General features: G+C 67.5%; 27 protein-coding genes, 1 tRNA gene, 1 pseudogene and 1 CRISPR repeat array (1 of these 30 running past the window's edge). Of the genes and pseudogenes, 13 read left to right on the top strand and 16 right to left on the bottom strand.

Translation table 11 applies throughout. The features are described 5' to 3' along the window. Window positions 1-280: a CRISPR direct-repeat array (repeat unit 29 nt; unit sequence GGGCCTATCCCCGCGGGTGCGGGGGAACC) (it extends 847 nt beyond the left edge of the window). Between the two features lie 36 nt (window positions 281-316). After that, window positions 317-826 (top strand): hypothetical protein, encoded by a 510-nt coding sequence (locus ABD719_RS14755; RefSeq protein ID WP_344694141.1) that lies wholly within the window; start codon window positions 317-319, stop codon window positions 824-826. A gap of 61 nt (window positions 827-887) precedes the next feature. On the opposite strand, the gene ABD719_RS14750 is transcribed toward ABD719_RS14755, so the two are convergent. From ABD719_RS14750 to ABD719_RS14710, 9 genes and pseudogenes are all read right to left on the bottom strand, one after another. Continuing rightward, window positions 888-1,658, bottom strand: coding sequence for a type I-E CRISPR-associated protein Cas6/Cse3/CasE (locus ABD719_RS14750; RefSeq protein ID WP_344694140.1), 771 nt, complete (start codon window positions 1,656-1,658; stop codon window positions 888-890). Continuing rightward, window positions 1,655-2,380 carry a type I-E CRISPR-associated protein Cas5/CasD gene (gene cas5e, locus ABD719_RS14745; RefSeq protein ID WP_344694139.1) on the bottom strand — a complete coding sequence of 242 codons (726 nt, stop codon included), beginning with the start codon at window positions 2,378-2,380 and terminating at the stop codon, window positions 1,655-1,657. Before cas5e ends, ABD719_RS14750 begins: the two co-directional genes overlap by 4 nt. Beyond that, the gene (gene cas7e, locus ABD719_RS14740) at window positions 2,377-3,600 is read right to left on the bottom strand and encodes a type I-E CRISPR-associated protein Cas7/Cse4/CasC (protein WP_344694138.1); all 1,224 of its coding nucleotides are present in this window, start codon (window positions 3,598-3,600) and stop codon (window positions 2,377-2,379) included. The genes cas5e and cas7e overlap by 4 nt, the downstream gene beginning before the upstream one ends. Beyond that, window positions 3,597-4,124, bottom strand: coding sequence for a type I-E CRISPR-associated protein Cse2/CasB (locus ABD719_RS14735; protein WP_344694137.1), 528 nt, complete (start codon window positions 4,122-4,124; stop codon window positions 3,597-3,599). The genes cas7e and ABD719_RS14735 overlap by 4 nt, the downstream gene beginning before the upstream one ends. Further along, complete coding sequence (locus tag ABD719_RS14730) at window positions 4,121-5,665, bottom strand: hypothetical protein (protein ID WP_344694136.1); 1,545 nt, start codon at window positions 5,663-5,665, stop codon at window positions 4,121-4,123. The genes ABD719_RS14735 and ABD719_RS14730 overlap by 4 nt, the downstream gene beginning before the upstream one ends. A gap of 154 nt (window positions 5,666-5,819) precedes the next feature. Further along, window positions 5,820-5,904 (bottom strand) — tRNA-Leu (locus ABD719_RS14725). Between the two features lie 54 nt (window positions 5,905-5,958). After that, window positions 5,959-6,351, bottom strand: a pseudogene (locus tag ABD719_RS14720) (magnesium chelatase subunit ChlI family protein); the annotation flags it as partial. Between the two features lie 22 nt (window positions 6,352-6,373). After that, entirely contained in the window at window positions 6,374-6,691 is a 318-nt protein-coding gene (locus ABD719_RS14715; protein ID WP_344694135.1) for a DUF6968 family protein, read from the bottom strand. A 19-nt stretch (window positions 6,692-6,710) separates the two neighbouring features. Continuing rightward, window positions 6,711-8,219: a YifB family Mg chelatase-like AAA ATPase gene (locus ABD719_RS14710; RefSeq protein WP_344694134.1), complete on the bottom strand. Its 1,509-nt coding sequence runs from the start codon at window positions 8,217-8,219 to the stop codon at window positions 6,711-6,713. 201 nt (window positions 8,220-8,420) lie between these two features. Between ABD719_RS14710 and rpmH the strand changes: the two genes are divergently transcribed. From rpmH to yihA, 5 genes are read left to right on the top strand one after another with little or no spacing between them, the layout of a single operon-like run. Continuing rightward, on the top strand, window positions 8,421-8,555 hold the full coding sequence (gene rpmH / locus ABD719_RS14705; RefSeq protein WP_192124918.1) for a 50S ribosomal protein L34: 135 nt from the start codon (window positions 8,421-8,423) through the stop codon (window positions 8,553-8,555). A gap of 5 nt (window positions 8,556-8,560) precedes the next feature. Continuing rightward, a complete protein-coding gene (gene rnpA / locus ABD719_RS14700) occupies window positions 8,561-8,941 on the top strand; it encodes a ribonuclease P protein component (RefSeq protein ID WP_344694198.1) in 381 nt (126 codons plus the stop codon). Continuing rightward, entirely contained in the window at window positions 8,938-9,150 is a 213-nt protein-coding gene (gene yidD / locus ABD719_RS14695) for a membrane protein insertion efficiency factor YidD (protein ID WP_344694133.1), read from the top strand. Before rnpA ends, yidD begins: the two co-directional genes overlap by 4 nt. 54 nt (window positions 9,151-9,204) lie before the next feature. After that, window positions 9,205-10,908: a membrane protein insertase YidC gene (gene yidC / locus ABD719_RS14690; protein ID WP_344694132.1), complete on the top strand. Its 1,704-nt coding sequence runs from the start codon at window positions 9,205-9,207 to the stop codon at window positions 10,906-10,908. Beyond that, the gene (gene yihA, locus ABD719_RS14685; RefSeq protein ID WP_344694131.1) at window positions 10,905-11,543 is read left to right on the top strand and encodes a ribosome biogenesis GTP-binding protein YihA/YsxC; all 639 of its coding nucleotides are present in this window, start codon (window positions 10,905-10,907) and stop codon (window positions 11,541-11,543) included. The genes yidC and yihA overlap by 4 nt, the downstream gene beginning before the upstream one ends. A 7-nt stretch (window positions 11,544-11,550) precedes the next feature. Here yihA and ABD719_RS14680 read toward each other — a convergent pair whose 3' ends face one another. Beyond that, window positions 11,551-12,351 carry a TonB family protein gene (locus ABD719_RS14680; RefSeq protein WP_344694130.1) on the bottom strand — a complete coding sequence of 267 codons (801 nt, stop codon included), beginning with the start codon at window positions 12,349-12,351 and terminating at the stop codon, window positions 11,551-11,553. A 103-nt stretch (window positions 12,352-12,454) separates the two neighbouring features. Here ABD719_RS14680 and ABD719_RS14675 point away from each other — a divergent pair, with 103 nt between their 5' ends. Next, window positions 12,455-13,126 carry a glutathione S-transferase family protein gene (locus ABD719_RS14675; RefSeq protein ID WP_344694129.1) on the top strand — a complete coding sequence of 224 codons (672 nt, stop codon included), beginning with the start codon at window positions 12,455-12,457 and terminating at the stop codon, window positions 13,124-13,126. Beyond that, window positions 13,098-14,249 carry a succinyl-diaminopimelate desuccinylase gene (gene dapE / locus ABD719_RS14670; protein ID WP_344694128.1) on the top strand — a complete coding sequence of 384 codons (1,152 nt, stop codon included), beginning with the start codon at window positions 13,098-13,100 and terminating at the stop codon, window positions 14,247-14,249. Before ABD719_RS14675 ends, dapE begins: the two co-directional genes overlap by 29 nt. Here dapE and ABD719_RS14665 read toward each other — a convergent pair. Genes ABD719_RS14665 through ABD719_RS14655 form a run of 3 tightly spaced genes read right to left on the bottom strand, consistent with a single transcriptional unit; the run spans window position 14,227 to window position 16,777 of the window. Then, on the bottom strand, window positions 14,227-14,748 hold the full coding sequence (locus tag ABD719_RS14665; RefSeq protein ID WP_344694197.1) for a Smr/MutS family protein: 522 nt from the start codon (window positions 14,746-14,748) through the stop codon (window positions 14,227-14,229). The two genes, dapE and ABD719_RS14665, sit on opposite strands and share 23 nt — an antisense overlap. Before the next feature lie 25 nt (window positions 14,749-14,773). Further along, window positions 14,774-16,084 carry a murein transglycosylase A gene (mltA, locus tag ABD719_RS14660; protein WP_425567187.1) on the bottom strand — a complete coding sequence of 437 codons (1,311 nt, stop codon included), beginning with the start codon at window positions 16,082-16,084 and terminating at the stop codon, window positions 14,774-14,776. Between the two features lie 45 nt (window positions 16,085-16,129). Then, window positions 16,130-16,777, bottom strand: coding sequence for a Tim44/TimA family putative adaptor protein (locus ABD719_RS14655; protein ID WP_344694126.1), 648 nt, complete (start codon window positions 16,775-16,777; stop codon window positions 16,130-16,132). A 192-nt stretch (window positions 16,778-16,969) separates the two neighbouring features. Here ABD719_RS14655 and secB point away from each other — a divergent pair, with 192 nt between their 5' ends. Genes secB through trpS form a run of 3 tightly spaced genes read left to right on the top strand, consistent with a single transcriptional unit; the run spans window position 16,970 to window position 20,090 of the window. Next, entirely contained in the window at window positions 16,970-17,473 is a 504-nt protein-coding gene (secB, locus tag ABD719_RS14650) for a protein-export chaperone SecB (RefSeq protein ID WP_192124902.1), read from the top strand. Window positions 17,474-17,503: 30 nt separating this feature from the next. Beyond that, on the top strand, window positions 17,504-19,069 hold the full coding sequence (gene murJ, locus ABD719_RS14645; protein ID WP_344694125.1) for a murein biosynthesis integral membrane protein MurJ: 1,566 nt from the start codon (window positions 17,504-17,506) through the stop codon (window positions 19,067-19,069). A gap of 13 nt (window positions 19,070-19,082) precedes the next feature. Next, window positions 19,083-20,090, top strand: a complete 1,008-nt coding sequence (gene trpS, locus ABD719_RS14640; protein WP_344694124.1) for a tryptophan--tRNA ligase — start codon at window positions 19,083-19,085, stop codon at window positions 20,088-20,090. Window positions 20,091-20,129: 39 nt separating this feature from the next. Here the strand turns inward: trpS and dnaA are convergent, their stop codons facing one another. The 3 genes from dnaA to mutM all read right to left on the bottom strand — a co-directional run bounded on the left by dnaA (window position 20,130) and on the right by mutM (window position 23,189). Continuing rightward, entirely contained in the window at window positions 20,130-21,578 is a 1,449-nt protein-coding gene (gene dnaA, locus ABD719_RS14635; protein ID WP_425567186.1) for a chromosomal replication initiator protein DnaA, read from the bottom strand. Window positions 21,579-21,997: 419 nt separating this feature from the next. Beyond that, window positions 21,998-22,261, bottom strand: a complete 264-nt coding sequence (gene rpsT, locus ABD719_RS14630; protein ID WP_192124894.1) for a 30S ribosomal protein S20 — start codon at window positions 22,259-22,261, stop codon at window positions 21,998-22,000. Between the two features lie 112 nt (window positions 22,262-22,373). Then, the gene (gene mutM / locus ABD719_RS14625) at window positions 22,374-23,189 is read right to left on the bottom strand and encodes a bifunctional DNA-formamidopyrimidine glycosylase/DNA-(apurinic or apyrimidinic site) lyase (RefSeq protein WP_344694122.1); all 816 of its coding nucleotides are present in this window, start codon (window positions 23,187-23,189) and stop codon (window positions 22,374-22,376) included. A 56-nt stretch (window positions 23,190-23,245) separates the two neighbouring features. On the opposite strand from mutM, the gene ABD719_RS14620 reads away from it, so the two are divergent. Next, on the top strand, window positions 23,246-23,977 hold the full coding sequence (locus ABD719_RS14620; RefSeq protein WP_344694121.1) for a class I SAM-dependent methyltransferase: 732 nt from the start codon (window positions 23,246-23,248) through the stop codon (window positions 23,975-23,977). An 8-nt stretch (window positions 23,978-23,985) separates the two neighbouring features. Then, window positions 23,986-25,521: a 2-polyprenylphenol 6-hydroxylase gene (ubiB, locus tag ABD719_RS14615; RefSeq protein ID WP_344694120.1), complete on the top strand. Its 1,536-nt coding sequence runs from the start codon at window positions 23,986-23,988 to the stop codon at window positions 25,519-25,521. The last annotated feature ends 2 nt before the right edge of the window (window positions 25,522-25,523 follow it).

Raw genomic sequence — 25,523 nt, 5'->3', positions numbered from 1 at the left:
CCTGCTAGGGCCTATCCCCGCGGGTGCGGGGGAACCTAATGCAATCCTTTTCAAATAAGTAGGGAGATGGGCCTATCCCCGCGGGTGCGGGGGAACCGCTTGCGTACCATGTAGATACAGGTCGACGATCGGCCTATCCCCGCGGGTGCGGGGGAACCGGCACGGGCTTATTCCCAAGCACGCCAACCACGGGCCTATCCCCGCGGGTGCGGGGGAACCCGATTTTTGTGGCACACGCCGAGATCGCAGATGGGCCTATCCCCGCGGGTGCGGGGGAACCCGCGACGGACGCCGCGGCGGTCATCGCCGATCCGGCATGGTTGATCGCCTGATTGGCAAGATCGCTGCCTTCCGGATTTTCGCGATCGTAGCGCCGGCCGGACCATTGAACGCCGTGCCGTTCGGCCGCGGCCAAATAGGCCCGCTTGATCCGCGCCCCCTCCTGCCCGCGCAGGACCGCGATGTCGCGGGTACGCACGATCTCGCCGAAGCGCATCGCATACATCGCCCGCGCCGTCTCCATTCTGAGCTTGAGATCGGCCCAGCGCGTTACCTGCGCCCGGGCCAGCGCCGAACTGTCGGGCATCAGCGGCGGCGCGGTGTAGAAGCGCACCGCCCCCTCCCCGATCGCCGCCAGCGCGCAGCTATGGCGGGCGAGCAGCCGCAGCGCGTCGTGCGTCACGCTCGATCCCGGCCCCAGCAGGATGATCGAGATCGCCTGATGAGGAATCTGGTAATCGCCCGCCGCCAGTTGCCCGCCACCGGCGGTGACGAAGCGCAGACACCCGTTCTCGACCTCCAGCCGGCCGCGATCGAGCCACACTAGCCCCTGCCGGTCCGCGTGCGGGATGCGTGCCCGCTCCAGCCCGAGACGGCCGGACAGCATCCTAGCCGCTCCGTGCCGGTGGTGACAGCAGCAGCATGCCATAGCCGAACGCGGCATGCCGCCCCACCCCACGGGCCAGCAGATGCGCGAACGCCTGCGCATCCGCCACGACCAGTGTGCCGGCGAGCAGTGCCTCTGGCCCCTCCACCCGGCCGCGTCCCGGTCGGCCGTGCGCCGACCGACGGGCGCGCACCCGACGGAATTGAACCAGTTCCACCCCCGCCTCCAGCGTCGCCGACCCCGACAGCCTTGTCGCCAACCATGCCGCATAGGCGGCATCGCGGGTCAGATCGGGATCACCATCCGGCCGGGTGCGGGCGGCGATCCACGCATCCACCTCGCCCGCGCGTGCCCACCAATTCTCCCCCGTCTTCGCCGCATCGGAGCCGGCGCGCTCCGCCTTGCGACGGGCGCCGAACCGAACGACCGGGCGGGTACGAACGGAAAAGCCGTATCGCACACCTTCACGCCACGTCGCCGGCATCGCGCGCCATTGCGGCGCGGCAGTGAAGACGGCATCGAGCAACGGCAAGGGGGCGGGAATATCGGCCATCTCGGTCAGCGCTGCGGGATCGCTTGAGTAACCCAGCAGATAGGCCGGCTCGGGCCCGTCGGCGAACAGGCGGAAGGGTTGCGGCCCCGCCTCTCCGAACCGTCGACGCAGCGCAAGGTGAAGCGCATAGCCGCCATCGTCATCGCTCGCTCCGTTCGCGACCGCAAAGGCCGCCAGCGCCTGCAGGTCGATCGGCAGCCGCACAAGATGAAGCGTCACGCCCCCGCCTCCGGCCGGGTGATGTCGCCTTCCGCCACGCGGCGCAGCCCGGCATGAACGCCGGCGGGCCAATGACGCTCATCAGTCAGTTCCTCTTCGCGGGCATTGCCGGCCAGCCCCTCCGCGCGCGGCCATTGCGCGCGCACCGGCCCGTCGTCGTCCGGCCTGTCCGTCAGCAACGCCAGTCCCGCGATCAACGCCTCGCGGATCGTGTCAGCTTCCATGAAGCCCAGCCGGACCGGCCGAGACGGCAGGAAAGGCTTGCGGCCCAGAAACAGGGGGCGCTCCGGCCGGTCCAGCGCTTCGGCGAGCGTGTCTAGCGTAGGTTCCTCCTTGCCATGGCCAAGATACAACGCGATCAGCACCCGCGCGTCGGCATCGGCTTCGCGGTAACGGATATGGGGGGACAGATAGGTGGCCGCCCCGCCCGTCCGGCCTTCGACCCGGCCGCGCGTCGTCCAGCCGCTGTCTTTAGCGCCTAGTTTCGCAGTCTGGAAATCGCGGACACGCCGCCCCTCCCCGGCTCGCGCGGACCCCATCACCAGTCGCTCCTGCAAACGGGCATGGGCATCCGCGTCATGCCGTTCCCAGCCCAGTGCGTTGGCAAGCAGCCCCGCCACCATCGACTTGGCCGGAAAGTCGCGCACCACACCATAGGCATCGACCATGTCGCCGCCGAAGCTCATCAGCGGCGCATCGAGGTCCAGCAGCAGATGCCTCACGCAGGCTCGCCCTGATCCGCGCCAGTCGAGGCTGAGCGGACGACACCGCCGGCCCATGCAGCAAGGTCCGCCAGATTGGCATGATCGACCCCGGTCAGCCGCAGGTCGGGCAGCGCCATGTGGCGGCGCGCTTCTCCGGTCGCATAGACGTCGTCCATCGCCGACAGATGTCCGAGCAGCGTCTCGGCGGTACGGAACCCCAGCCCACGGTTCGAGGCGGGATCGGTCAGCAGCACCGGATCGCGAAACGCGTTGGCCAGCGTGCGCGGCTGACGGTCGCCGACCTCCACCAGCACCAGTTCGGCGCGGCTGTAGGGCGCGGTGGAGCCCTTCTTAGCCCCCGGTGAGATTTCCGCGACGAGATGAACAAGGTTCTCGACGACCCGCGCCGCCAGATCGCGGTCATGATCCCCCGTCCAGTCGCGCCGCGCGCATCCTGTCAGATTCGACACCAGCAGCGGCACGTCGACCACGACATAACCGTAATAGAGGCCGGATGTCAGTTCGGTGTCGAACACGCCGGCCGCGCCCGAATCGTCACCCAGCGACCGATCGCTCAGATCGTCGACGACGGTGAAATAATCGAGTTCCGGTTGCTCCTCGTGCACGGTGAAGGCATGGGCGACGTGGATCGCGGCATCGGTGTTGGCCCGCGGATCGCTGGTCACCATGCGGCCGAACAGCGCCGCCTCCAGACTGGCGCTGAGTGCGGCCTGATCGCGCAACTGGTTGAGATTGTTCTTCTCTTCCTTGATCCAGATATCCGCCGCCGCCTTCACCGCGGTGGCGCTGCCACCTTCCGCCAGCAGTCGCTCCGCCTCGCCGCGCATCCAGTCGATCTCCGGCCGGCCGAACAACAGCGCCTGACGTTGCTGCTTGTCCTTGGCGTTCTTGCCGTAGAACTTGGTCAGGAACGCCAGTTCCACCGCATCCACCGCCTCCTTGTCGAAGCGCGCGCGCAGCGGCCCCGTCACCGCGCGTTCGATGGTGATCTTCGATCGCACGCCCTCGACCCCCTTTTCGGTGGCCAGCATGTGCAGCGCGCGTGGGTCGTCCGCCTTGCGCCAGTGGCGCTTCAGGCATTGCGACGAGATACGGGTGCGCGTCGCGCCACCGAACGGCAGCCGCTTGGCAAGTCCGGCATCGTCGCGGTTGAGCAAGGCGCCCGGCCAGGCGGCGAGGAAATGGATCTGGATGAACTTGGGCGTCACGAACGTCACTGGGAGTTCCCCTCTGACCGCGCGGCGGCGGCATAATAATCCTGGGCGATGCGAATGCGGGCTTCCTCCGCCCTGACCGGATCGCGGCCGGCAAGGTGGAAGAGGGTCCACAGGTTGATCGATGCCTCGCCCCGCTGCGCCAGCATCCGCGCGGCCCGGACGATCTGGCCGTGCAATGCCGCCCCGCGCGCGGCGGTGAGCCGCAGCAACCGGTTCTCTGAAAAGCCGATCGCCTGCAACGCGCTGCCGACCCGCCGGGCGGGCGCGTGCGCGTGCCCGCCGCCGGTACCCGACAGCAGCGCGGCGACATGCGCCAGCAATCGCCAAGGCGCGATCGTCTCCGCCGACAACGGCATGGTGACGCCGGCACGGTAGAGCAGCCCGATCACCACGCCGTCCGCCTGGTGCGATTGGGTCAGGTAGAGCCGCCGCAGCGCGGCCCGATCGCCGGTGGAGATCTTCGCGATCTGCGCGGCGATCGAGGCGATCACGTCCTTCGGCTTGTCATCCGGCGCATCCGTCATGCCGCCACCTCCTTCAACCAGTTCGTCATCTGTCCGTCGAGCATCGAGCGGCCGCGCGCGATCGCCCGGACGCGCCGCATTGCCGTCCGCGGTGCCGCCGCCGCCGCCTCGGTGAAGACATCGCCCGCCAGCGCGCGCAGCTGCTGCCGCCATGCCAGCCGGTGGTCATCGGGGACCTCGGCTCCGCCCGCCCGGGTCGCCGCCGCGGCTGTCCAGAAGTCATCCCCGAAGAAGCGCCGGTCGATGATGGCGTCGAACCGCTTCACCCAGGGGTCAACCTTACGCCCCGCCGAATCATCGTCGAGCCGCGCCTGATCGGGGCCGCCCTGCATCATCAGGATCAACGCCCGCCGCAGCCGGCGGCCCGCCTCGTACCCATCGTCGGCACGGACGCTGGCGACGTGACCGATCACGTCCAGCACCTTGACCGGATCGAACTGCCCGCCGTCTTCGATCCGGCCGGTCAGGATGCGGCGACGGTGCAGCCCCTCCGTCTTCCCCTGTCCCCGGACCAGTGCCGAGGCGACGAAGGCAAGGCCGCTAACATCGTCATCTTCATGCAGATGCGCCAACAGGGGCGCCGTCACCTTGCGGGGGTCCAGCAACCGGGCCATCTGCCGATAGCCGAAGCCATTGGCACCGGGGGAGACGCTGATCGGCTTGCCGAAGGTGTCGCGACCCTTCTTTGTGTCGATGACGGTGGGCGCCCAGGGATCGCCCGTATTGCCTCCCAGCGCATCGCCCGCAACCCGCGCGACCTTCGATCCCGCCGCCAGCCCCTCCACCCCCTCGGCAACGTGCCGAAGGCGGACGCGGCGGCAGATCTCGACATAGAGTTCGTCGAGGTCATCGAACGCCAGCGAGCGGGTGCCGTCCCACGGTTCGACCCACACCAGGCCGATCCCGGTGCGGCGATCGGGCCGGTGGCGGGCATCGGCGAGGAGGCGGCGGACGTCGCGGCGGAACGCCCCGGCCGCACCGCCGCCGGAGGGGCGGACGCCCAGGCTCATGCGCGTCGCGAACCCGCCGTTCATCCGGGAGATGCCGTAATTGCCGGCGCCCAGAAACCCCTCGGTGGTCTGGAGGGTGACCAGCGCGAAGAGCCATTCCTCCTCGCCTGCCGCTACCATCCTCTCCTGTTTTACGTCGTGATTTCGAGAGGTTACGAGCATATCCAGCGCATCGGGCGTCGCCAGCCGGCTTTTGTAGTCGGCGCGGTTCGCATCCCCGACCAATGGCGGTTGCAGCAGCGCCGGTTTCGACCAGTCGTCCACCACCAGCGCCCATGCCTCGCCGTCCGGCTGATCGGGGGTGAGCGCGATCAGCAGGTCGTGCCACGTCGTCTCCTCACCGGGCAGGTCGTCCCGCCCCGCCCGGATCAACGCCAGCGCCGCGACCTGCACGGTAAAGGCATGCCAGGGCTCGCGCTGATGTGGCCTGAGGGCGGCAAAACTCCATGCGTCGCCGCGCGCCAGAGCCGCGAAGACGCCGAACAGCGAATCCCGGTGCAACCCGCCATCGCCATCCCGCCAACCGATCATGCGCCCCTCGTTTCGCTGATTGAGGACAGCAGCGCATCGCTCGTCAAGCGCAATGCGCGGTATCATTCATTTCGGATATTTTTCCTGCCGGCGCACCGGCATATCCCGGCTGCAAATCACGGCGACGGCCGACGCGACGGCCGGATCGAAAATTTGGTGCCCCTGGCCGGACTTGAACCAGCATGCCTTGCGGCGTTCGATTTTGAGTCGAATGCGTCTACCAATTTCGCCACAGGGGCAGCGAGGGTGCGTCGCTAGACGAGGCGGGCGCGGATCGCAAGCGGGTTGCGCCGTCAGTTGCGCGGCGGCTGGCGGCGATAGCTCAGGGCTTCGGCAAGATGGATGCGGCCGATCGTGTCATGCCCGGCCAGATCGGCGATCGTCCGCGCCACCCGCAGGATGCGGGTATAGCCACGCGCGGTCAGCTTCATCGCGACCGCCGCCTGCGCCAGCAATTGCCGGCCGGACTCGTCGGGGGTGGCGACCGCGTCGAGCAGCGGCCCCTCCGCCTCCGCATTGGTGCGGGCGGCATGATCGCGGTACCGCGCGGTCTGGACCGCGCGGGCCGCTGCGACCCGCGCCGCCACCTCGGCCGATCCTTCGGCGGGCGGCGGCAGCACCAGTTCCGCCGCGGTCACCGCCGCGACGTCGACATGCAGGTCGATCCGGTCGAGGATGGCACCAGTTTTCAAGTCGCGAGAGCGCCCCTCAAAGGCGGTTTTCTGAGTCCCAATCGGCGATGCTCTTCGCGAGCGGCAACCCAAGACTTCGGTCATTGAGGTAGGAAACCTGCCGCCCGTCCATCTCGCGAGCGGCAAGCAAGTCGGCGTGCGCCAATTGCATCGCAAGAAGCAGCGCCTGCACCTCATCGACACCAAAGGCGTGCTTTGAGCGCGTCTTCTCCGGCCAGTCGATTTCGAGGTCACACCTGTAGTCGCCTCTGTCCGCAACGGGCCTGTAGAAACGCGCTTCTACCATTTCTCCGTCAACCTCGAACTGGCGTCGGACGAACGGCACCTCGATCATCTTGCATTCCCTTTATCGGTTAGTTCGTAGGTGGCCGCCGACGATAGCTCAACGCCTCGGCCACATGAATGCGCCCGATATTCTCACCACCCGCGAGGTCGGCGATCGTCCGCGAAACCCGGATCACGCGATGATAGCCTCGGGCCGAAAGCCGCATTGCTTCCGCCGCTTGCGCAAGGATTTTGCGCGCCGGTTCGTCAAGAATGGCGACACGTTCCAGCAAGTCACCGTCGGCTTCGGCGTTGGTTCGCACGTTCATTCCCGCGTAGCGATCGCGCTGAACGGCTCGCGCAGCGGCAACACGGGAGGCGACTTCCGCTGATCCCTCGGCGGGCGGCGGGAGAACCAGATCGGCAGCGCTTACGGCGGCAACATCCACCGCCAAATCTATTCTGTCGAGCAACGGCCCGGACACCTTCGCCTGATAGTCCGCCGCGCAGCGGGGCGCGCGGGCGCAGGCGAGGCCGGGATCGCCCAGATGCCCGCACCGGCACGGGTTCATCGCCGCGATCAACTGCACCCGTGCGGGAAAGGTGACGTGCGCGTTGGCGCGCGCGACGCTGACCGTGCCCGTCTCCAGCGGCTGGCGCAGCGAATCGAGGACGGCACGCTGGAATTCCGGCAGTTCGTCAAGGAACAGCACGCCCAGATGCGCGAGGCTGACCTCGCCCGGCTTCACCTTCAGTCCGCCGCCGGTCAGCGCCGCCATCGAGGCGGAATGATGCGGGGCGCGGAACGGCCGCGTCCGGGTGAGCCGGCCACTGGCCAGCGTGCCCGCCACCGACTGCACCATCGACACTTCCAGCGCCTCCGCCGGATCGAGCGGGGGCAGGATGCCGGGCAGGCACGCCGCCATCAGCGACTTGCCCGCCCCCGGCGGCCCGCAAAGCAGCAGGTTGTGGCCACCCGCCGCCGCAATCTCCAGCGCGCGCTTGGCGGTTTCCTGCCCCTTCACCTGACGCAGGTCGGGGCCGGTGAAGGCTGCCTCCACCTCGCCCGGTTGCGGCATCGCCAGCAGGCCGTGGCCCTTGAAATGGTTGATGAGCGCCAGCAGATCGGGCGCGGCAATCACCTCGACCGATCCCGCCCATGCCGCCTCCGGCCCCTGCGCGGCAGGACAGACGAGGCCCTTGCCCTCGGCCCCCGCATGAAGTGCCGCCAACAGCACGCCCGGCGACGGCGCGATCCGTGCGTCGAGGCCCAGTTCGCCGACGACCACGTACTCCGCCAGCGTCTCGACATCGACGACACCCATCGCGCCGAGCAGCGCCAGCGCGATCGGCAGGTCGAAATGCGACCCCTCCTTGGGCAGGTCGGCGGGGCTGAGATTCACTGCGATCCGCTTGGGCGGCAAGGCGAGGCCCATCGCGGCGATCGCGCCGCGCACCCGCTCCCGGCTTTCCCCCACCGCCTTGTCGCCGAGACCGACGACGTTGAAGGCGGGCAGGCCCAGGATCAACTGCACCTGCACCTCGACGGCGCGCGCCTCCAGCCCCAGATACGCCACCGTCGACACGATCGTCGCCATCGTCATTCCCCGCCCCGCCCCGTGGCGGGTTCCATACCGGTTTTGTGCGGGCGGGAAACAGGATATGGCGACATCGGCCATATCGCCCCGGCGGGCGGCGGCAGATTGACTTGGCGCGGGTGTGTCAGTATGCGCCCCCCAGCAAGGCCGTCCTTCGGGCGGCCGTTTTTCGTTACGATGAATTTGTTTGAGGAATGAACGATGAAGCGCACCTTCCAGCCGAGCAACCTGGTGCGGGCACGTCGGCACGGCTTCCGCTCGCGGATGGCGACCGTGGGCGGCCGTGCGGTGATCCGGGCGCGCCGGTCACGCGGCCGCAAGAAGCTGTCGGCATAATCATGATGCAGCGCCGCCAGGATTTCCTGGCGGCGAATGCAGGGCGGCGCGCGCCGATGCCGGGATTCGTCCTGCTGGTGCGTGACCGTGCCGATGGCGATCCGACCAAGCGGGTCGGTTTCACCGTCACCAAGAAAATCGGCAACGCGGTGGTCCGCAACCGGATGAAACGCCGGCTGCGAATGCTGGCGCGTGACCTGTTGCCGACCGGCGGTGTCGCCGGTGCCGACCATGTGCTGATCGGGCGCGACGGCGGTATCGAGCGCGACTATGCCCTGCTGCGGGTGGAACTCGACAAGGCGCTGCGCAAGATCGCCAGCCCCGATTACCGTGCGCCCCCGCCCCGCCCGCCGCGCAAACCCGGTCGAAAGCCGTCGGGGCGATGATCGCCAGGCTGCTCGTCCTGCTCGTGCGCGGATGGCAGATCGGCCCTTCGGCGATCCTGCCGCCCACCTGCCGGTACGATCCCAGCTGTTCGGCCTATGCAATTACCGCGCTTGCCCGCTATGGCGCGCTGAAGGGGGGCTGGCTGGCGATGAAGCGCATCGCCCGTTGCCATCCCTGGGGCGGGTATGGGCCGGACCCGGTGCCCTGATGACGCACCCGTGAACGTCCCCGTTCGAATACCCAAGATGGGAAGCATGACGCCGTGAAAGACGATCGCCAGAATTTCGTGCTGTTCGCGGTGTTCGCGGCGCTGATCCTGTTCGGCTGGCCGCTGATCCAGAACCGGTTCTTCCCCACCGCCAATCCACCCGCGACCAGGATCGAGGGCGGCAAGCAGGTGGCGGTGCCGAACCCGGCAGCCGATCCCACCGCCGACAGCCCCGCCGCCGTCCGCGACCGTCAACAGGTACTGGCGGAGACGCCACGGGTGCGGATCGAGGCGCCGTTGCTGCGCGGATCGATCAACCTGCGCGGGCCGCGGATCGATGATCTGGTCCTGCTCCGCTATAACGAGACGGTCGCGAAGAACTCCGCGCCGATCCGCCTGCTGTCGCCCGCCGGTGCGCCCGAGGCGTATTTCGCGGGCTTCGGCTGGCGCGCGGACGGGCTGACCCCACCCGCCGCCGATGCGGTGTGGACCGCCTCTGCCCCCGTCCTCAGCCCGGGCAAGCCGGTCACGCTGGAAGCCGCGAACGCCACCGGTCAGCGGTTCCGTATCACGGTCGCGATCGACCAGGATTACCTGTTCACGATCCGCCAGACCGTGTTGAACGGTGGTACGCAGCCGGTGACCGTCGCACCCTATGGCTATATCAACCGCGTGGGCGTGTCGAAGGACCCGGACAGCTGGACGATCCACACCGGCCCGATGTCGGTGAACAACGGCGCCGCCAATTACGAGCCCAATTTCAGCAAGGTTGACGAGGGCGTACAGCGGTTCACCACCAAGGCGGGCTGGCTCGGCTTCACCGACAAATACTGGCTGACGGCGCTGGTGCCCGACGCGGCGCAGACGTTCGACGGCCAATTCCGCGCTGGCGCCAACAAGTCCTATCAGGCCGATTACACGGTTCAGCCGCGGATCGTGCAGCCGGGTCAGGCACTCGGTCAGAACAGCCGGTTCTTCGCCGGCGCCAAGGAAGTCCGCCTGCTCGATCGCTACACCGACGACGGCATCGTGACGAAGCTGGATTACGCGATCGACTGGGGGTATTTTCGCCTCGTCGAGAAGCCGATCTTCTATTATCTCGACTGGCTGTTCCGGATGGTCGGCAATTTCGGCGTCGCGATCATCCTGCTGACGCTGACGATCCGTCTGGTCCTGTTCCCGATCGCACAACGCCAGTTCGCCTCGATGGCGGCGGTGCGGGCGATCCAGCCCAAGATGAAGGCGCTGCAGGAACGCCACAAGGACGACAAGCAACGCCTGCAACAGGAGGTCATGGCCCTCTACAAGCAGGAGAAGGTCAATCCGCTGGCGGGTTGCCTACCGACGCTGATCCAGATCCCGATCTTCTACGCGCTGTACAAGGTGCTGCTGCTGACGATCGAGATGCGTCATCAACCGTTCGTGCTGTGGATCAAGGATCTGTCCGCGCCCGATCCGCTGACCCCGGTCAACCTGTTCGGCCTGCTCGCCTTCACGCCGCCGCACTGGCTGGGCATCGGCGTGGTGCCGATCCTGCTCGGCATCTCGATGTACTTCCAGTTCAAGCTGAACCCGCAGGCGATGGACGAGACGCAGAAGCAGGTCTTCGCCTTCCTGCCATGGGTCCTGATGTTCGTGATGGCGCCGTTCGCGGTCGGGTTGCAGGTGTACTGGATCACGACCAACTGCGTGTCGATCCTGCAGCAGAAGCTGCTCTACGCCCGCCATCCCGGCCTGAAGCAGGCGCCGGTCAAGTGAGCTTCACCGACGACGAGATCGAGATCGCCCGGCGTATCTTCGCCGGGCCGATCGCCTTCCTGAAATCGGCGCCGAAGCTGGAGCATCTGCCCGCGCCGGTAGTGCCGGAGGTGGCGTTCGCGGGCCGTTCCAATGTCGGCAAGTCGTCGCTGCTCAACGCGCTGGCCAATCGCAACGCGCTGGCCCGCACGTCGAACACGCCGGGGCGGACGCAGGAACTGAACTTCTTCGACGTGGGCGATCCGCTGGCGTTCCGGCTGGTCGACATGCCGGGATACGGTTTCGCCAAGGCACCGAAGGATATGGTCCGGCAGTGGCGGTATCTGGTCAACGACTTCCTGCGGGGCCGCGACGTGCTAAAGCGCGCGCTGGTGCTGATCGATTCGCGCCACGGCATCAAGGAGGTCGATCGCGACATCCTGGGGATGCTCGACAAGGCGGCGGTCAGCTATCGCATCGTGCTGACCAAGGCGGACAAGGTGAAAGCGACCGACCTCGCCGCGGTGACCGAGCAGACGGTGGAGGAGGCCCGCAAGCGCCCCGCTGCGCATCCGGAGATCATCGCCACCTCCAGCGAAGGCGGCATGGGCATCGCCGAATTGCGCGCCGCGGTGATGGAGGCGGTGACCGGCTGACTGCCGATCAGTTCGCCGGCACGGGCAACCTGATCTCGATCGGCACGTCGAAGGTGATCGGTACGATCACCGGCAGGTTCTGGACCTCTGCTCCACGGGTCACCGGCTGGATCCTGAACAATCTGGACAATCGCATCGCCGAGGCGCCGAAGCCGAGGTTCCTCGGATATTCGGACACCACCCGGCAGCGGCGTGGCGGGCCGGGGCGCGGGACGATGCACGACAACATCACCCGACCCGACACCCGGTTCCGCCGTGCGCGCTCGGGCCAATGGGCCTCGAACTGCCGTGGCGACGGTATGCTGATCCACAATGCCTTCGCCAGCTCGGCGCGACCGGCCCCCGACCCGGTGCCATCGCCGCGACCACGACCGCCCTCGCCGTCCCCCGATCCGGCACCCGGACCCATCGACGATGGTGCCGCCGCCGCCAGTCCCGGCAAAGGAATCTGTCCCTGTGGGGCTTGGGCCGGCAAAGGCTCTGCCATCAGGTCGGCGATACGGGCCGGTGCGTCGAAGGAGACGGAGGGGGCCGGTCGCGCCCGATCGGGTGATCCACCGTCACGTAAGGTGGGTCGCACCGGCTGAGGCGGTACCGGCGGCGGCGGCGGCACAACGTCGGGCGGTAGCGGTGGCGGCACGACGTCGAAGACACGGAGGCCGGCGGACGGCGATACCGGATCGGGCGATGGGCCCCGCCCCCACAGGATCAGGAGCAACAGCAGGACGTGAACGAACAAGGTCGCGACGACCGCGCCACCGCGTCGTCGCGTCACGCCATCGCCCCTATATCCGATCGCCACCGCCATGCGCCGCTTTCCTTCGCCGGCGATGCTAGGGCTGCCGGCGATCGATCGTAAACCCCCGACGCCGATGGTTGCCCCCGCCGGGGACCTCGCCTAGTCGGTGGGTATGAAACTCATCATCGGCAACAAGGCCTATTCCTCGTGGTCGCTGCGCGGCTGGCTCGCCGCCAAACAGGCGGGGCTGGCCTTCGAGGAGGTCGTCGTGCCCCTCTACGACGCGGAATGGGACCGGCGGCGGCAGGGCGACGAGTTCGCGCCTTCTTCGGGCAAGGTGCCGATCCTTTGGGATGGCGAGGCGGTGGTGTGGGACAGCCTGGCGATCATCGAATATCTGGCGGACAAGGTCGGCCGCGACCGGTTCTGGCCGATCGACGATACCGCGCGTGCGATGGCGCGGTCGATGGCGGCGGAAATGCATTCGTCGTTCCAGCATCTGCGCCGCAAACACCCCATGAACATCCGGCAGATATTTCCTGCGCAGCGGCCCGACGACGACGTCATCGCCGAACTGGCGCGAATCATGGAATTATGGGCGCAGGCACGGGCCCGGTTCGGATCGGACGGCGCCTTCCTCTTCGGCGCGTTCGGCGCGGTCGACATCATGTTCGCGCCGGTGGTGACACGGATCGTGACCTATCAGCTGCCCGTCGCTCGGTTCGCGACCGGCTATATGGAGGCGGTGCTGAACCACCGCTGGATGCAGGACTGGATCGCCGGCGCGCAGGAGGAGGATTGGGTCCTCCAGCAATATGAACAGCCCGCAGCCAGCCCCCGGTGAGCCATTGAAGGTGACGATCGATCCGGTCGAACTGGCGGCGGACCTGATCCGGGCCGACAGCGTGACGCCCGCACACGGCGCGGTGTTCGACATACTGGCGACGGCGTTGGCGGCGACCGGGTTCGAGGTCGACCGCTTCGTCGTCGGCGACGCCCCGGACGGGCCGGTCGAGAATCTGCTCGCGATACGCGGTGACCGGGGCCGGCATCTCGCCTTTGCCGGTCATGTCGATGTCGTGCCGCCGGGCGACGGATGGACCGACTCACCCTGGTCGGGCACGGTGCGCGGCGGCCTGCTGTACGGACGCGGCGCGGTGGACATGAAGGGGGCGGTGGCGGCGTTCGTCGCCGCGGCCGCTCGCGAGGCGGGTGACACGGTGAGCCTGATCGTGACCGGCGACGAAGAAGGGCCGGCCACCTACGGCACCGTGGCGTTGATCGAGCGGATGGCCGCGCGTGGGATGCGCCCCGACTGGTGTCTGGTCGGCGAACCCACCTCCGCCGCGCGGCTGGGCGATACGATCAAGGTCGGGCGGCGTGGATCGGTGAACATCTGGATCGAGGTCGCCGGGCGGCAGGGGCATGTCGCCTATCCCCATCTCGCCGACAATCCGATCCCCCGGCTGATCGCGATGCTGGCCGAGATCGAGGCGATTCGGCTGGACGATGGCAACCGCTGGTTCCAGCCGTCCAACATCGAGATCACCGATCTGCAGGTCGGCAACGGCGCGACCAACGTGATCCCGGCACTGGCCACCGCCCGCCTGTCGATCCGGTTCAACGACCTTCACCGTGGCGGGGAACTGGCCGACCGGATCGCCGCCATCGCGGCGCGCCATGGCGGTACCGCCACCGCCCGCATCTCCGGCGAGGCATTCCTGACCCCGCCCGGCCCGCTATCTGATGTAGTGACGGCGGCGATCGGGGACGTGACGGGTATCGAGCCGGAACTATCCACCACCGGTGGCACGTCCGACGCGCGTTTCCTGTCGCGGCTGTGCCCGACCGTGGAGTTCGGCCTGCTCAACGCGACGATGCACAAGGTGGACGAGGCGGTGGCGGTCGACGACTTGTACCGGCTGACCGATATCTATGCGGGTATCATCCGACGCGCGGCCGCCTGAACACCAGATAGAGCGCCCCCTGCCCGCCATGGCGCGGATGCGCGCCGCGTACCGCCGCAATCGCATCGGCATGGCGCGAACCGGCCAGCCAGTCGGACACCGCTGCCCGGATCGCGCCGCGGGCATGCGGTCGCTCGCTTTCGGGTCGGGGTGGCTTGCCGGTGACGAGCAGCAAGACCCGGTCGCCGCGACGGATGGCCCGGTCCAGCCCCTGATCGAGCAGCGCATGGGCGGACGCCAGCGTATGCCCGTGCAGATCGAGCGAGCTGTCCGGAGTCACCGCGCCGCGCCCCAGCTTTCGATCCCATGACGCATCCAGCGTGTTCTGTGTGGTACGGACGGCGGGTTTGGGTACGGGGCGTGGCGGAACAGCAGGTGCGACCGACACGGCGCGTCGCGCCGCCAGCGATTTGGCCAGTGCCACTGCGGGCTTGCCGGCCACGACCGTTACCGAGGGCCGCGGCATCGGAGCAATGCGCAACGGCTTCACCGTCGCCATCACCCGGTGCCACGCCGCCGCTTCCTCAGGGTCGAGGTGACGCACCTGCCGCCCCCGCGATCGATGCCGGTGGTGCTGCCACAGGAGCCACGGATGCCAGCCGCGCCATCGTACCGATCGGCAGCAGCAGGAACGCAGTGCCCCGCGCCGCCATGCCCCCCGCCGTCGCTTCCGCGCCGGCGCCCGCCCCCCAGAAGGTGTCGATGCGATTCGCGCCCTTGATCGCCCCGCCCGTATCCTGCGCGACCCACAGCCCCGTCGCGTCCGCGCGATCGACCGACAGGAACAGCGGCGCGCCCAGCGGCATGAATTTCGGATCGGCGGCGGCGCTGACCTGTCCGGTCACGGCATAGCCCATCGCCCCCTGCGGTGGCCCGTCGAGTTCGCGGAAGAAGACGAAGCTCTTGTTCTCGCGCATCAACGCCGCGCCCTGTTCGGGGTTGGCATGGAGCCAGGCGACGATACCCTGCATCGATGCCTGTCCCGGCTGGAGCAGGTTGCGCTGACGCATCAGGCTGCCGATCCCGGTATAGTCACGGCCGTTCTGCGTATCGTAGCCGATCCGCAGCACCGATCCGTCGGGCAGCCTGAGCCGGCCCGAACCCTGGATCTGGAGGAAAAAGATCTCGACCGGATCGGCGGCCCAGGCAATGATCGGCGCCCGCCCGGACAGTGCACCCTGTTCGATCTGAGTCCGATCGAAATAGGGGACGAGCGACTTGCCCTCCACGCGGCCACGGACCCGTTTTCCCTTCAGGTCGGTCGAGAATTGTCCGAGATCGACATCGACCAGATCGGTCGGTCGCCCGTAGACCGGCACCGCATAGCCGGGTCGCTGATCGAGCGATCCGCGGATTTCGGGTTCATAATAGCCGGTGGCGAATGCCTTGCCGTCGCCGACCTGTACCGCTTCGAACCAGGTGGCGAAGAAGGTGCGGGCATCCCCCGGCTGGCGGGCGGCGGTGCAGGCACCCTGCCAGTCCGTCCCCCGCGTCAATCCCGAGCCATCGGTCCGACGCATCAGGCCGGGGCAGGACAAGGCAAACGCGGTGCGTGCCGCCACGGCCTGCGCATCGGTGATCGGCAGGGCGGCGACCGGGGGGCCGGCGACGATGCCGGCCAGCTGTGCGGTCGCGGCACCCGTTGGCACCACCACCGGCTGCGGTGCGATCGGCAGGGCGGCGACGATCCGGCCATCCGCCTGCCGTATATTGACCGGTGCCGTGTCGCGAACCGGATGGTGGGTGGTTTTGCCCCCCGCCCCGCCGGGCGGACGGGCCACCGGTATCGATGACGGAGCGGGCGGCACGATGGCGCCGCTGCACGCTCCCAGCATCAGCGTGAGTGCGACCCCACCGAATTGCCTGCTCACGCCGCAACCTTATGCTTCATCGGTATCAACGAGCTTCCAGTTGGGATCGCCACTTTTCAGCGTCCGCATGAACGTCCAGACATCGTGCGTCTCGACCGCGTCGGTCAACGATCCGGCAATTACCTGACCCTCGGCATTCCGGGTGATGGCGGCGATATCCGCATCGAAGCGCACCGTGATCCGTGCATCGCGCCCGACAAGCTGCGCATCGGCGATCACCGCGCGCTCGATCGTGACCAGCCGGTTATCGAGTGTTTCGCCCGCCTCGCGACGCTGTGCGATCGCTTCGCCGAACGCCGCATGGACATCGGGCCCGGACAGATCGGCCAGTGCCACCTCGTCACCCTGCCAGAACGCTTCGAGTACCATGCGGTACGCGCCTTTCGCCCCTTGCAGGAACTGGCCGACATCGAAGCCCGGCTCACCGGCCACGATCGCGCGCAGGCCCGCCTCTGCCTTCGGTTCGATATGACGGTTGGCAGCCTCGCGCGGTTCGGCCGTCACGTCGACTGCACGGGGGACGGCAGGCAGCGCACCACGTTCCTCGGCGGCGCGCGGCAGGGGCTGTTGTTCATGCCCCGTCCGCTTGCCCAAAACGCCATAAAGGCGCAGCGCCAGGAAAGCGGCTATCATCGCGAACACAATTACGTAGAGCACCGGGCCTCCGATCTTCGACAATGACATAGGCGTTATCCGCCGGTGATTCAAATGCACGGCCGGCATCGGGGAGAAGCAGGCAACCCCGCCGTTGAAACGGGGGGTTCGCGCTGCTACGCGACGAACACCGGATCGAACGCGCGGTCTGCCCGCTTCGCTCCACCGCCACGCTCATCGCATAAGGAAAACGACATGGACGATCAGGACAACGGCGCGTCCGGCCAGCCGATTGCCAACGGCACCGACACCGCACCCGCCGCCGGCATGATCTCGCAATATGTGAAGGACCTGTCGTTCGAGAACCCGAACGCACCCGCGATCTTCCAGTCGCAGACACCGCCGGCAATCGACGTGCAGTTCAACATCGGCGCCACCCAGGTGGCCGACGAGGTTCATGAGGTCGTCCTGAAGATCGACGTGCGGGCCGATGTCGACGGCCAGACCGCGTTCATCGTCGACCTGTCGTTCGCCGGTCTGTTCGGCTTCCGCAATGTCCCCGTCGACCAGATCCAGCCATTCATGCTGGGCGAGGCACCGCGCCTGCTGTTCCCGTTCGCCCGCCGCGTGCTGGCCGATGCGGTCCGCGACGGCGGCTTTCCCCCGCTGCTGCTGGAGCCGATCGACTTCGGCCAGCTGTACCTCCAGCAGGCGGCCCAGCAGGGCCAGCCGACCACCACCGAGGTCGGCCACGCCTGATCCAATCCGTCCGAACCGGGACGAACGGCCATGAACCTCACCCGGGCGCTGGGCTCGATCGGCGGGCTCACGCTCGCCAGTCGGGTACTGGGACTGGTGCGGGACGGGCTGTTCGCCCGGTTCGTCGGAGCCGGTTTCGCGTCGGATGCGTTTCTGATCGCGTTCCGCCTGCCCAACATGTTCCGGGCGCTGTTCGCGGAGGGCGCGTTTTCCGCCGCGTTCATCCCGATGTTCAACCGCAAGGTGGCGGACAAGGACGGGCGCGGCCTGCCCGATGGCGTCGCCTTCGCCCAGGACGCGCTGTCGGTGCTGCTGCCGATCCTGATCCTGATGACCGCCATCGTCGAGATCGCGGCATGGCCGGTGACGTGGGTGCTGACCTTCGGGTTCAAGGATGCCTCGCCCGACCAGTTCGCCTTCGTCGTGCAGCTGTGCCGGCTTACCTTTCCCTATCTGCTGTTCATCAGCATCGTCTCCCTGCTCGGCGGCATTCTCAATTCGCTGCAACGTTTCTGGGTTGCGGCGGCGGCGCCGATCCTGCTGAACATCACTCTCATTGTCGCGCTGCTCGTCTTCCATGCCGAATCGCCGATGTTGACCGCCCGCAATCAGGCGATCGCGGTCACGGTGGCGGGCGTGCTGCAACTGGCATGGCTATGGTGGGCGTGCCGCCGCGCCGGAGTCCGGCTGCGGATCGGCCGGCCGCGGATCAGCCCGGATGTGAAGCGGATGCTGTCGCTGGTCTGGCCGGCCGCCGCAGGCACGGGCGCGGTGCAGATCAATCTCGTGGTATCGACGGCACTGGCCGCCAAGCTGCTGCCCCACGGCTCGGTCACCTATATCTACATGGCGGATCGGCTGAACCAGCTGCCGCTCGGGCTGGTCGGGATCGGGCTGGGCACCGTTCTCCTGCCCACTATCTCGCGCCTGTTGGGCAAGGGGGACGAGGCGGCGGCGATGGAGACGCAGAACCGGGGGATGGAGCTGGCGCTGTTCCTCACCCTGCCCGCCACCGCCGCGCTGATATTGTGCGGCGTGCCGATCACCGCCGCGTTGTTCCAGCATGGCAAGTTCGGGGTGGAGGACACGCTGTTCACCGCGCAGGCGCTGGCCGCCTTCTCGATCGGGTTGCCGTCGTACATCCTCGTGAAGGTGCTGACGCCGGGCTATTATGCTCGTTCCGATACGCGCACGCCGGTGCGTTATGCGACGATCTCGATGGTCGTGAACCTCGTCCTCAACCTCGCGCTAATCGTGCCGCTCCAGCATATGGGGCCGCCGCTGGCGACGGCGATCGCGAGCACGGTGAACGTCGCGTTGCTGTACCGCACGCTGGCGAAGCGCGGTCAGTTCGTCCCCGATATGCAATTGCGCCGCCGCGCGCCGCGCCTGCTGGTCGCGGCGCTGGCGATGGGGGCTACGATGTTCTTCCTCAACGACCTGTTCACCCCCTATGTCACCGGATCGACCGTCGAGCGCTGGGGCGCGCTGGTCGTGCTGGTCGGCACCGGCGGGCTGGTCTATGCCGCCGCCACCGTGCTGACCGGCGCGGTTCGTCCGGCCGATCTGAAGCGACTGATCCGCCGCCCCGCCTGAAGGAACCCGTTCGTTGCGCATCGTCTCCGGCATCCAGACCACCGGCAATCTCCACCTCGGCAATTATCTGGGCGCGATCCGCCAATGGGTCGCGATGCAGGACGACATGCAGGCGGAGGGCGGCGAGGCGCTGTTCTTCCTTGCCGACCTCCATTCGCTGACGGTGGCGATCGACCCGGCCGAACGCGCGGCCACCACGATCGAGATGGCGGCGACGCTGCTGGCCGCCGGGATCGATCCCGACCGGTCGATCCTGTTCAACCAGGCGCGCGTCTCTGCCCATGCCGAGCTGTGCTGGGTGTTGCAGGGTACCGCGCGGATGGGCTGGCTCGGCCGGATGACGCAGTGGAAGGACAAGGCCGGCAAGAACCGCGACGGCGCCTCGGTCGGCCTGTTCACCTATCCGGTGCTGCAGGCCGCCGACATCCTCGTCTATCGCGGCACGCACGTGCCCGTGGGCGACGACCAGAAACAGCATCTGGAACTGGCGCGCGACATCGCGGTCAAGTTCAACGCCGATTTCGGCGTCGACCTGTTCGTGCCCCCCGAACCCTTCATCTCCCCCGCTGCGCCCCGAATCATGAGCCTGCGCGACGGCACCGCCAAGATGTCGAAGTCGGACCCCTCCGATGCGTCGCGGATCAACCTGACCGATTCGGACGACGCGATCGCGCAGAAGATGCGCAAGGCGCGGACCGATCCCGGCCAGTTGCCCGAGACGATGGCCGAACTGGTGGACCGGCCCGAGGCGCGCAACCTCGTCACCATCTATGCCGCGCTGGCCGGGATCGGCACCGATGCGGTGCTGGCGGAACATGCCGGCCAAGGGTTTGGAGCGTTCAAGCCGGCGCTGGCCGACCTGACGGTGTCCGTCCTCGGCCCGATTCGCGAACGACTGGTCCGGCTGCTGGACGATCGCGCCGCCGTGGGTGTCGCGCTGGAACGGGGCGCCGACAAGGCTCGCGCCCTGGCGGAGCCGACCTTGCGGGCCGCGCAACGGGCGACGGGGTTGCAGGTCTAGCCCGACCGGTGCCGACCGGGGGGAAGCAATCGCTTCCCTTCAGGCTTCCAATTCCCGCATCAGCACGCGCACCGCGCCATCGATATCGCGGTCGGTGTCGCGGAGCTCCTCGATCTTGCGGACCGCGTGGATCACGGTGGAATGGTCGCGCCCACCGAACTTGCGGCCGATTTCCGGTAGCGAGCGCGTGGTCAACCGTTTCGACAGGTACATGGCGATCTGGCGTGGGCGCGCTACGGCACGCGAGCGGCGGGCGGAAACGAGATCGAGCGGCTTCAGCTCGAAGTGCTGGCTGACCAGCTTCTGGATTTCCTCGATCGTTACCCGACGTTCCGCGCCGCGGAACACGTCGCCCAGCGTCTGGCGGGCAAAATCGAGATCGATCGCCTCGCCGGTCAACTGCGCATAGGCGGCGACGCGGTTCAGCGCCCCCTCCACTTCGCGTACGCTGGTGTGGACGCGGGCCGCGATCATGTCGAGTACCTCGGGCGGCATCACCGTACCCGGCAGCTCGGCGGCCTTCCGTTCCAGGATCGCACGGCGCAGCGCCAAGTCGGGCGCCTTGATATCGGCGACCAGCCCTGCCCCCAGCCGGCTGATGATGCGCGGCTCGACCCCGTCCAGCGCCTGGGGCGGGCGATCGGCGGCAATCACCAGCCGCTTGCCCGCACCGACGATCTCGTTGATCGTGTGGAAGAACTCCTCCTGCGTGGCATCCTTGCCGGCGATGAACTGAAGGTCGTCAATCAGCAGCAGATCGGCAGACCGCAGCCGGGTCTTGAAAGAGAAGGTATCGCGCGCGCGCATCGCGGCAACGAAATCGAACATGAACCGCTCGGCCGACATGCAGATCACCACCGCATGCGGCACCGCCGCGCGGAAGGCGTGGCCGATCGCGTGCATCAGGTGGGTCTTGCCCTGCCCCGTCGTCGAATGGATGAAAAGCGGCGAGAACCGCGGGATACCGGGTTCGGCCAGCAATCGGGCGGCGTTGAAGGACACGCGGTTGGACTGGTCGACCACGAATCGATCGAAGGTCAGCCGCGGATCGAGCAACGGCCGCTCGCCGGGTTCCGCCACCGCGACGGGCGCCGCGGCGGCAGGCGCCATCGCCGGAACCGATTCGCGAATCACCGGCGATGCTTCCAGCCCGGCATCCGCCACCGGCTCCGCCGCCATCATCACCGGCATCCGCGACGGCGGCCGGGTTTCCAGCTTCACATCGCGGACATGCGGCAGGAGGCGCCGGAATTCGAACTGGAGCCGGTCGGCGTAATGGCTGCGTACCCAGTTCGCCAGGAAGGCGGATGGCAGCGCCAGCCGGACGATATCGTCCTCATCCGGATCGGCCTCGACCAGTTCGATCGGCTTCAGCCACTGGTCGAACAGCCGGACGCCGGCGGACTCGCGCAGTGAGGCGCGGATCTGCGCCCAGGCTTGCGCCTGCTCGCTCACCGTATCTCCCTGCCACTCGTTCACGCGCACAATTCTCCCGCCGGCAAAAGCACATCGCTTTGCCGTCGTTAATTACATCCGGACAAAAGCCCCCCATTGGGTACCGATACGATACCCGGGCTTCGCTGATCTGGTTCTGACGCCGCAATGGTCATTGCCGGCGTGGAAGTGATTATGAAGGGCTGGGAGGTACGATCAAGACCGGGTCCGGCCACAAATCTGAAATAAACCGGATTGACACGTCACGGTTGGCGGAAATGCGTCAAACTTTCTTACAAGTCGTTGATTTTGCTACATTTTACTTAGAAAAACGACGATCTTGCTCGAGATCAAGCCCGCTGAATCAGTGCATTGCGCCACCTCGGCGGTAGTTCCTCGGATCGTCGCAAAATGGCACGAAAAAACCCGCCGGGAATTACCCGGCGGGTCGTCATTTCGTCCTCCTGAACGGATCAGGCGAGCGCGGTGACCGCCTTGGTCAAACGCGAGAACTTGCGGCTGGCGGTGTTGCGATGAAGCACGCCGCGCGCGACGCCACGCGCCAGTTCCGGCTGCACCGCCGAGAGGGCCGCAGCCGCCGCAACCTTGTCGCCCGACTCCAGTGCCGATTCGACCTTCTTCACGAAAGTGCGGATGCGGCCGACGCGTGCGCCGTTCACATCGGCGCGGCGCTGGTTGCGACGGATACGCTTCTTGGCTTGCGGCGTGTTCGCCATGCTGGATCGGTCCTTGAATTCGGTTCGAAGAATTGGAAGCGTCGGGAACACCCGATGCTTGGAAGCCGCCGCCCTTAGCCGCCACGCACCGAGGCGTCAACACATGGCGCGTTCAGTTGCGCTGGCAACGCGGGCACCAGAAGGTGGATCGTCCCGCCTGCGTCTGCCGATGTACCGGCCCGCCACAGGCACAGGCTTCGCCCTCGCGACCATAGACCAGAAACTGTTTGGAAAAATAACCCAGCTCACCGTCCGGCGCCGCGAAATCCCGCAGCGTGGAACCCCCCGCCTCGATCGCCGCGAGCAATACCGTGCGGATCGCCGGAACCAGCCGTTCGAGTCGCCCCAGTGAAATCTGTCCCGCCGCCCGCGACGGCGCGATCCCTGCCATGTGCAGCGCCTCGCACACATAGATGTTGCCCAGCCCCGCCACGATCCGCTGGTCGAGCAGCATCGCCTTGATGGGGGCGGACCGCCCTTCCAGCGCGCGCATCAGCCCGGCGGCGGTCAGGTCATCACCCAGCGGTTCCGGTCCCATCGCCGCAAAAGCGGCATAGGCGGGCAGTTCCGCGGTCGGCAGCAGGTCCAGAAAACCGAATCGCCGCGGGTCGTTCAGCGCGAGCCGCCGCCCCACCGCTGTCTCGATCAACAGGTGGTCATGCACCAGCAGATCGGCCGGATCAACCCGCCAGCGCCCCGACATACCCAGATGGAAGATCATCGTATCGCCGCGATCGGTGTCGATCATGCCGTATTTGGCGCGGCGACCCAATCCGGTGACGACCGCCCCCTGCATCCGTTGACGCAGATCGACGGGGATCGCCTTGCGCAGATCAGCGCGGCGCGGCTCGACCAGCGTCAGGCGCTGGCCGTGGAGAACGGGGGTCAGCCCGCGAACGGTGGTTTCGACTTCGGGAAGTTCTGGCACTCCATGGAGCTAGGTTGCGTTTGCCCCCGCCACAAGCGCCCGCTAGGGCGTTGCCCATGAACGAAACCGTCTCCTTCGGCTATGAAGATGTCGCTCCGGCGGAAAAGACCCAGCGGGTCGGCGGCGTCTTCACCAGCGTCGCCTCCAGCTACGACCTGATGAACGACGCGATGTCGGGCGGGATGCACCGGTTGTGGAAGGACCGGTTCGTCCGCCGCGTGAAGCCGCGCGACGGCGAACAGATCCTCGACATGGCGGGCGGCACCGGCGACATCGCGTTCCGCATGGCCCCGTCGGGCGCGGCGATCACGGTGGCGGACATCAACCCCGCGATGCTCGACGTCGGCATGGGTCGCGCCGCCAAGCGCGGTATCGACGGCCTGGTCTGGACGGAAGCGAATGCCGAGACGCTGACCTTCCCCGACCGGTTCTTCGATGCCTATACGATCGCATTCGGCATCCGGAACGTCACCGATATCCCCAGGGCATTGCGCGAGGCGCACCGGGTGCTGCGCCGCGGCGGGCGATTCTTCTGCCTCGAATTCTCGACCGTCGAATGGCCGGGTTTCGCGGAGGTGTACGACGCTTATTCGCACCGGCTGGTGCCGAAGCTGGGGCAGTTGCTGGCGCGCGACGCCGACAGCTATCGCTATCTGATCGAATCGATCCGGCGCTTTCCGCCGATGCCGACGTTCAAGGCGATGATCGGCGAGGCGGGGTTCGTGAATACGAAGGTCGAACCGATCATGGGCGGCCTGGTCGCGATCCACAGCGGCTGGAAGATCTGAGCCGCCCCGTGACCGGTTCCGCCACCCATATCTGGCGGCTCCTGAAATGGGGTCGCATCCTCGCTCGCCACGGCGCGCTGCGCGGGATCGAGCGCGATCCCAATACTCCCGCCGCGGTACGCCGGATCGTGCGGATCGCCCGGATCGGCGCGCGCGTGCCGGCGGTGCCGCGCTATGCCGATGCGTTCCAGGCGATCGGCCCCGCCGCGATCAAGCTGGGCCAGTCGCTCGCGACCCGTCCCGACATCGTCGGCGACGATGCCGCGCACGACCTGCTGCGATTGCAGGACCGCTTGCCCGCCATCCCGTACGAGACGATTCACGAGGCGTTGCGCGCCGGGCTGGGCCGCGACCCGGCGGTGCTGTTCACCCAGATTCAGGAGACGCCGGTCGGCGCCGCCTCGATCGCGCAGGTCCATCGCGCCGTCACCACCGATGGCCGGCAGGTCGCGGTGAAGGTGCTGCGGCCCGGCGTGGAGGACGATTTCGGTCGCGCGATCGACACCTATCAATGGGCGGCGGCGCAATTGGAAGCGCTCAGCCCCGAAGCCCGCCGACTGCGCCCGCGCCTGACGATCGAGAATTTCCGCCGCTGGACGCTGCGCGAACTCAATTTCCGGCGCGAGGCGGCCTCCGCCTCCGAACTGGCCGAGGCGATGACCGCCGAGCCGGATTTCGTCGTGCCTGCGATCGACTGGCAACGATCGACCGCAAAAATCCTGACGACCGAGTGGATCGACGGGATCAAGCTGTCGGACCGGCCCGCGCTGGTCGCCGCCGGCTATGATCTGCCGCGCCTGGCCGAAACGCTGGTGCGGGCCTTCCTGCGACAGGCGATCGCGGAAGGGTTCTTCCATGCCGACATGCATCAGGGCAATCTGTTCGCGATGCCGGGTAACCGCATCGCCGCGATCGATTTCGGCATCATGGGCCGGATCGACCGGCGCGCCCGCGTATGGCTGGCCGAAATTCTCTACGGCCTCATCACCGGCAACTACAAACGCGTCGCGGAAATCCATTTCGAAGCCGGCTATGTCCCCGCACATCACAACGTCGCCGAATTCGCGACCGCGCTGCGGGCAGTAGGCGAACCGATGCGCGGCCTGCCGGTGAAGGACATGTCGATCGGCATGATGCTCGACGGGCTGTTCTCGATCACCCGCGATTTCGACATGGTGACGCAGCCGCACCTGCTGCTGCTGCAGAAGACGATGGTGATGGTGGAGGGGGTCGCGACCAGCCTCGACCCCGATATCAATCTGTGGGATTCCGCCGCGCCCTTCGTGCGCGAATGGATTCGTACCGAGCTAGGGCCGGAGGCGGCGATCGCCGACCGGCTGATCCTCGATTTCCGGACGCTGGCCGGATTGCCCGAGCTCGTCCGCCGGATCGAGGCGCGTTATCCGGCGCCGGGGGGCGAGCCGCCTGCCCTGCCCCTGCAGGAGGTCGATATCGTCCGGATCGGTGGTGGCTGGCGTTACGCCCTGGTGGCGGCACTGGCCGCGGCAGGGGGCGCCGCCGCCACGATCGCGCTGCTCCACTAGGC

This window comes from Sphingomonas cynarae (assembly GCF_039537815.1).
Lineage (GTDB): Bacteria > Pseudomonadota > Alphaproteobacteria > Sphingomonadales > Sphingomonadaceae > Sphingomonas > Sphingomonas cynarae.
The sequence above is the reverse complement of the archived record's forward strand: the minus strand, read 5'-3'. Positions and strand labels throughout refer to the sequence as shown.

Excerpts from the sequence above, each read along its gene's own strand:
- ABD719_RS14755 (WP_344694141.1), top strand. The coding sequence starts at position 317 with ATGGTTGATCGCCTGATTGGCAAGATCGCTGCCTTCCGGATTTTCGCG.
- ABD719_RS14735 (WP_344694137.1), bottom strand. The coding sequence starts at position 4,124 with ATGACGGATGCGCCGGATGACAAGCCGAAGGACGTGATCGCCTCGATC.
- ABD719_RS14730 (WP_344694136.1), bottom strand. The coding sequence starts at position 5,665 with ATGATCGGTTGGCGGGATGGCGATGGCGGGTTGCACCGGGATTCGCTG.
- ABD719_RS14715 (WP_344694135.1), bottom strand. The coding sequence starts at position 6,691 with ATGATCGAGGTGCCGTTCGTCCGACGCCAGTTCGAGGTTGACGGAGAA.
- ABD719_RS14710 (WP_344694134.1), bottom strand. The coding sequence starts at position 8,219 with ATGGCGACGATCGTGTCGACGGTGGCGTATCTGGGGCTGGAGGCGCGC.
- rpmH (WP_192124918.1), top strand. The coding sequence starts at position 8,421 with ATGAAGCGCACCTTCCAGCCGAGCAACCTGGTGCGGGCACGTCGGCAC.
- rnpA (WP_344694198.1), top strand. The coding sequence starts at position 8,561 with ATGCAGCGCCGCCAGGATTTCCTGGCGGCGAATGCAGGGCGGCGCGCG.
- yidD (WP_344694133.1), top strand. The coding sequence starts at position 8,938 with ATGATCGCCAGGCTGCTCGTCCTGCTCGTGCGCGGATGGCAGATCGGC.
- ABD719_RS14680 (WP_344694130.1), bottom strand. The coding sequence starts at position 12,351 with ATGGCGGTGGCGATCGGATATAGGGGCGATGGCGTGACGCGACGACGC.
- ABD719_RS14675 (WP_344694129.1), top strand. The coding sequence starts at position 12,455 with ATGAAACTCATCATCGGCAACAAGGCCTATTCCTCGTGGTCGCTGCGC.
- dapE (WP_344694128.1), top strand. The coding sequence starts at position 13,098 with ATGAACAGCCCGCAGCCAGCCCCCGGTGAGCCATTGAAGGTGACGATC.
- ABD719_RS14665 (WP_344694197.1), bottom strand. The coding sequence starts at position 14,748 with ATGGCGACGGTGAAGCCGTTGCGCATTGCTCCGATGCCGCGGCCCTCG.
- mltA (WP_425567187.1), bottom strand. The coding sequence starts at position 16,084 with ATGCTGGGAGCGTGCAGCGGCGCCATCGTGCCGCCCGCTCCGTCATCG.
- secB (WP_192124902.1), top strand. The coding sequence starts at position 16,970 with ATGGACGATCAGGACAACGGCGCGTCCGGCCAGCCGATTGCCAACGGC.
- murJ (WP_344694125.1), top strand. The coding sequence starts at position 17,504 with ATGAACCTCACCCGGGCGCTGGGCTCGATCGGCGGGCTCACGCTCGCC.
- rpsT (WP_192124894.1), bottom strand. The coding sequence starts at position 22,261 with ATGGCGAACACGCCGCAAGCCAAGAAGCGTATCCGTCGCAACCAGCGC.
- ABD719_RS14620 (WP_344694121.1), top strand. The coding sequence starts at position 23,246 with ATGAACGAAACCGTCTCCTTCGGCTATGAAGATGTCGCTCCGGCGGAA.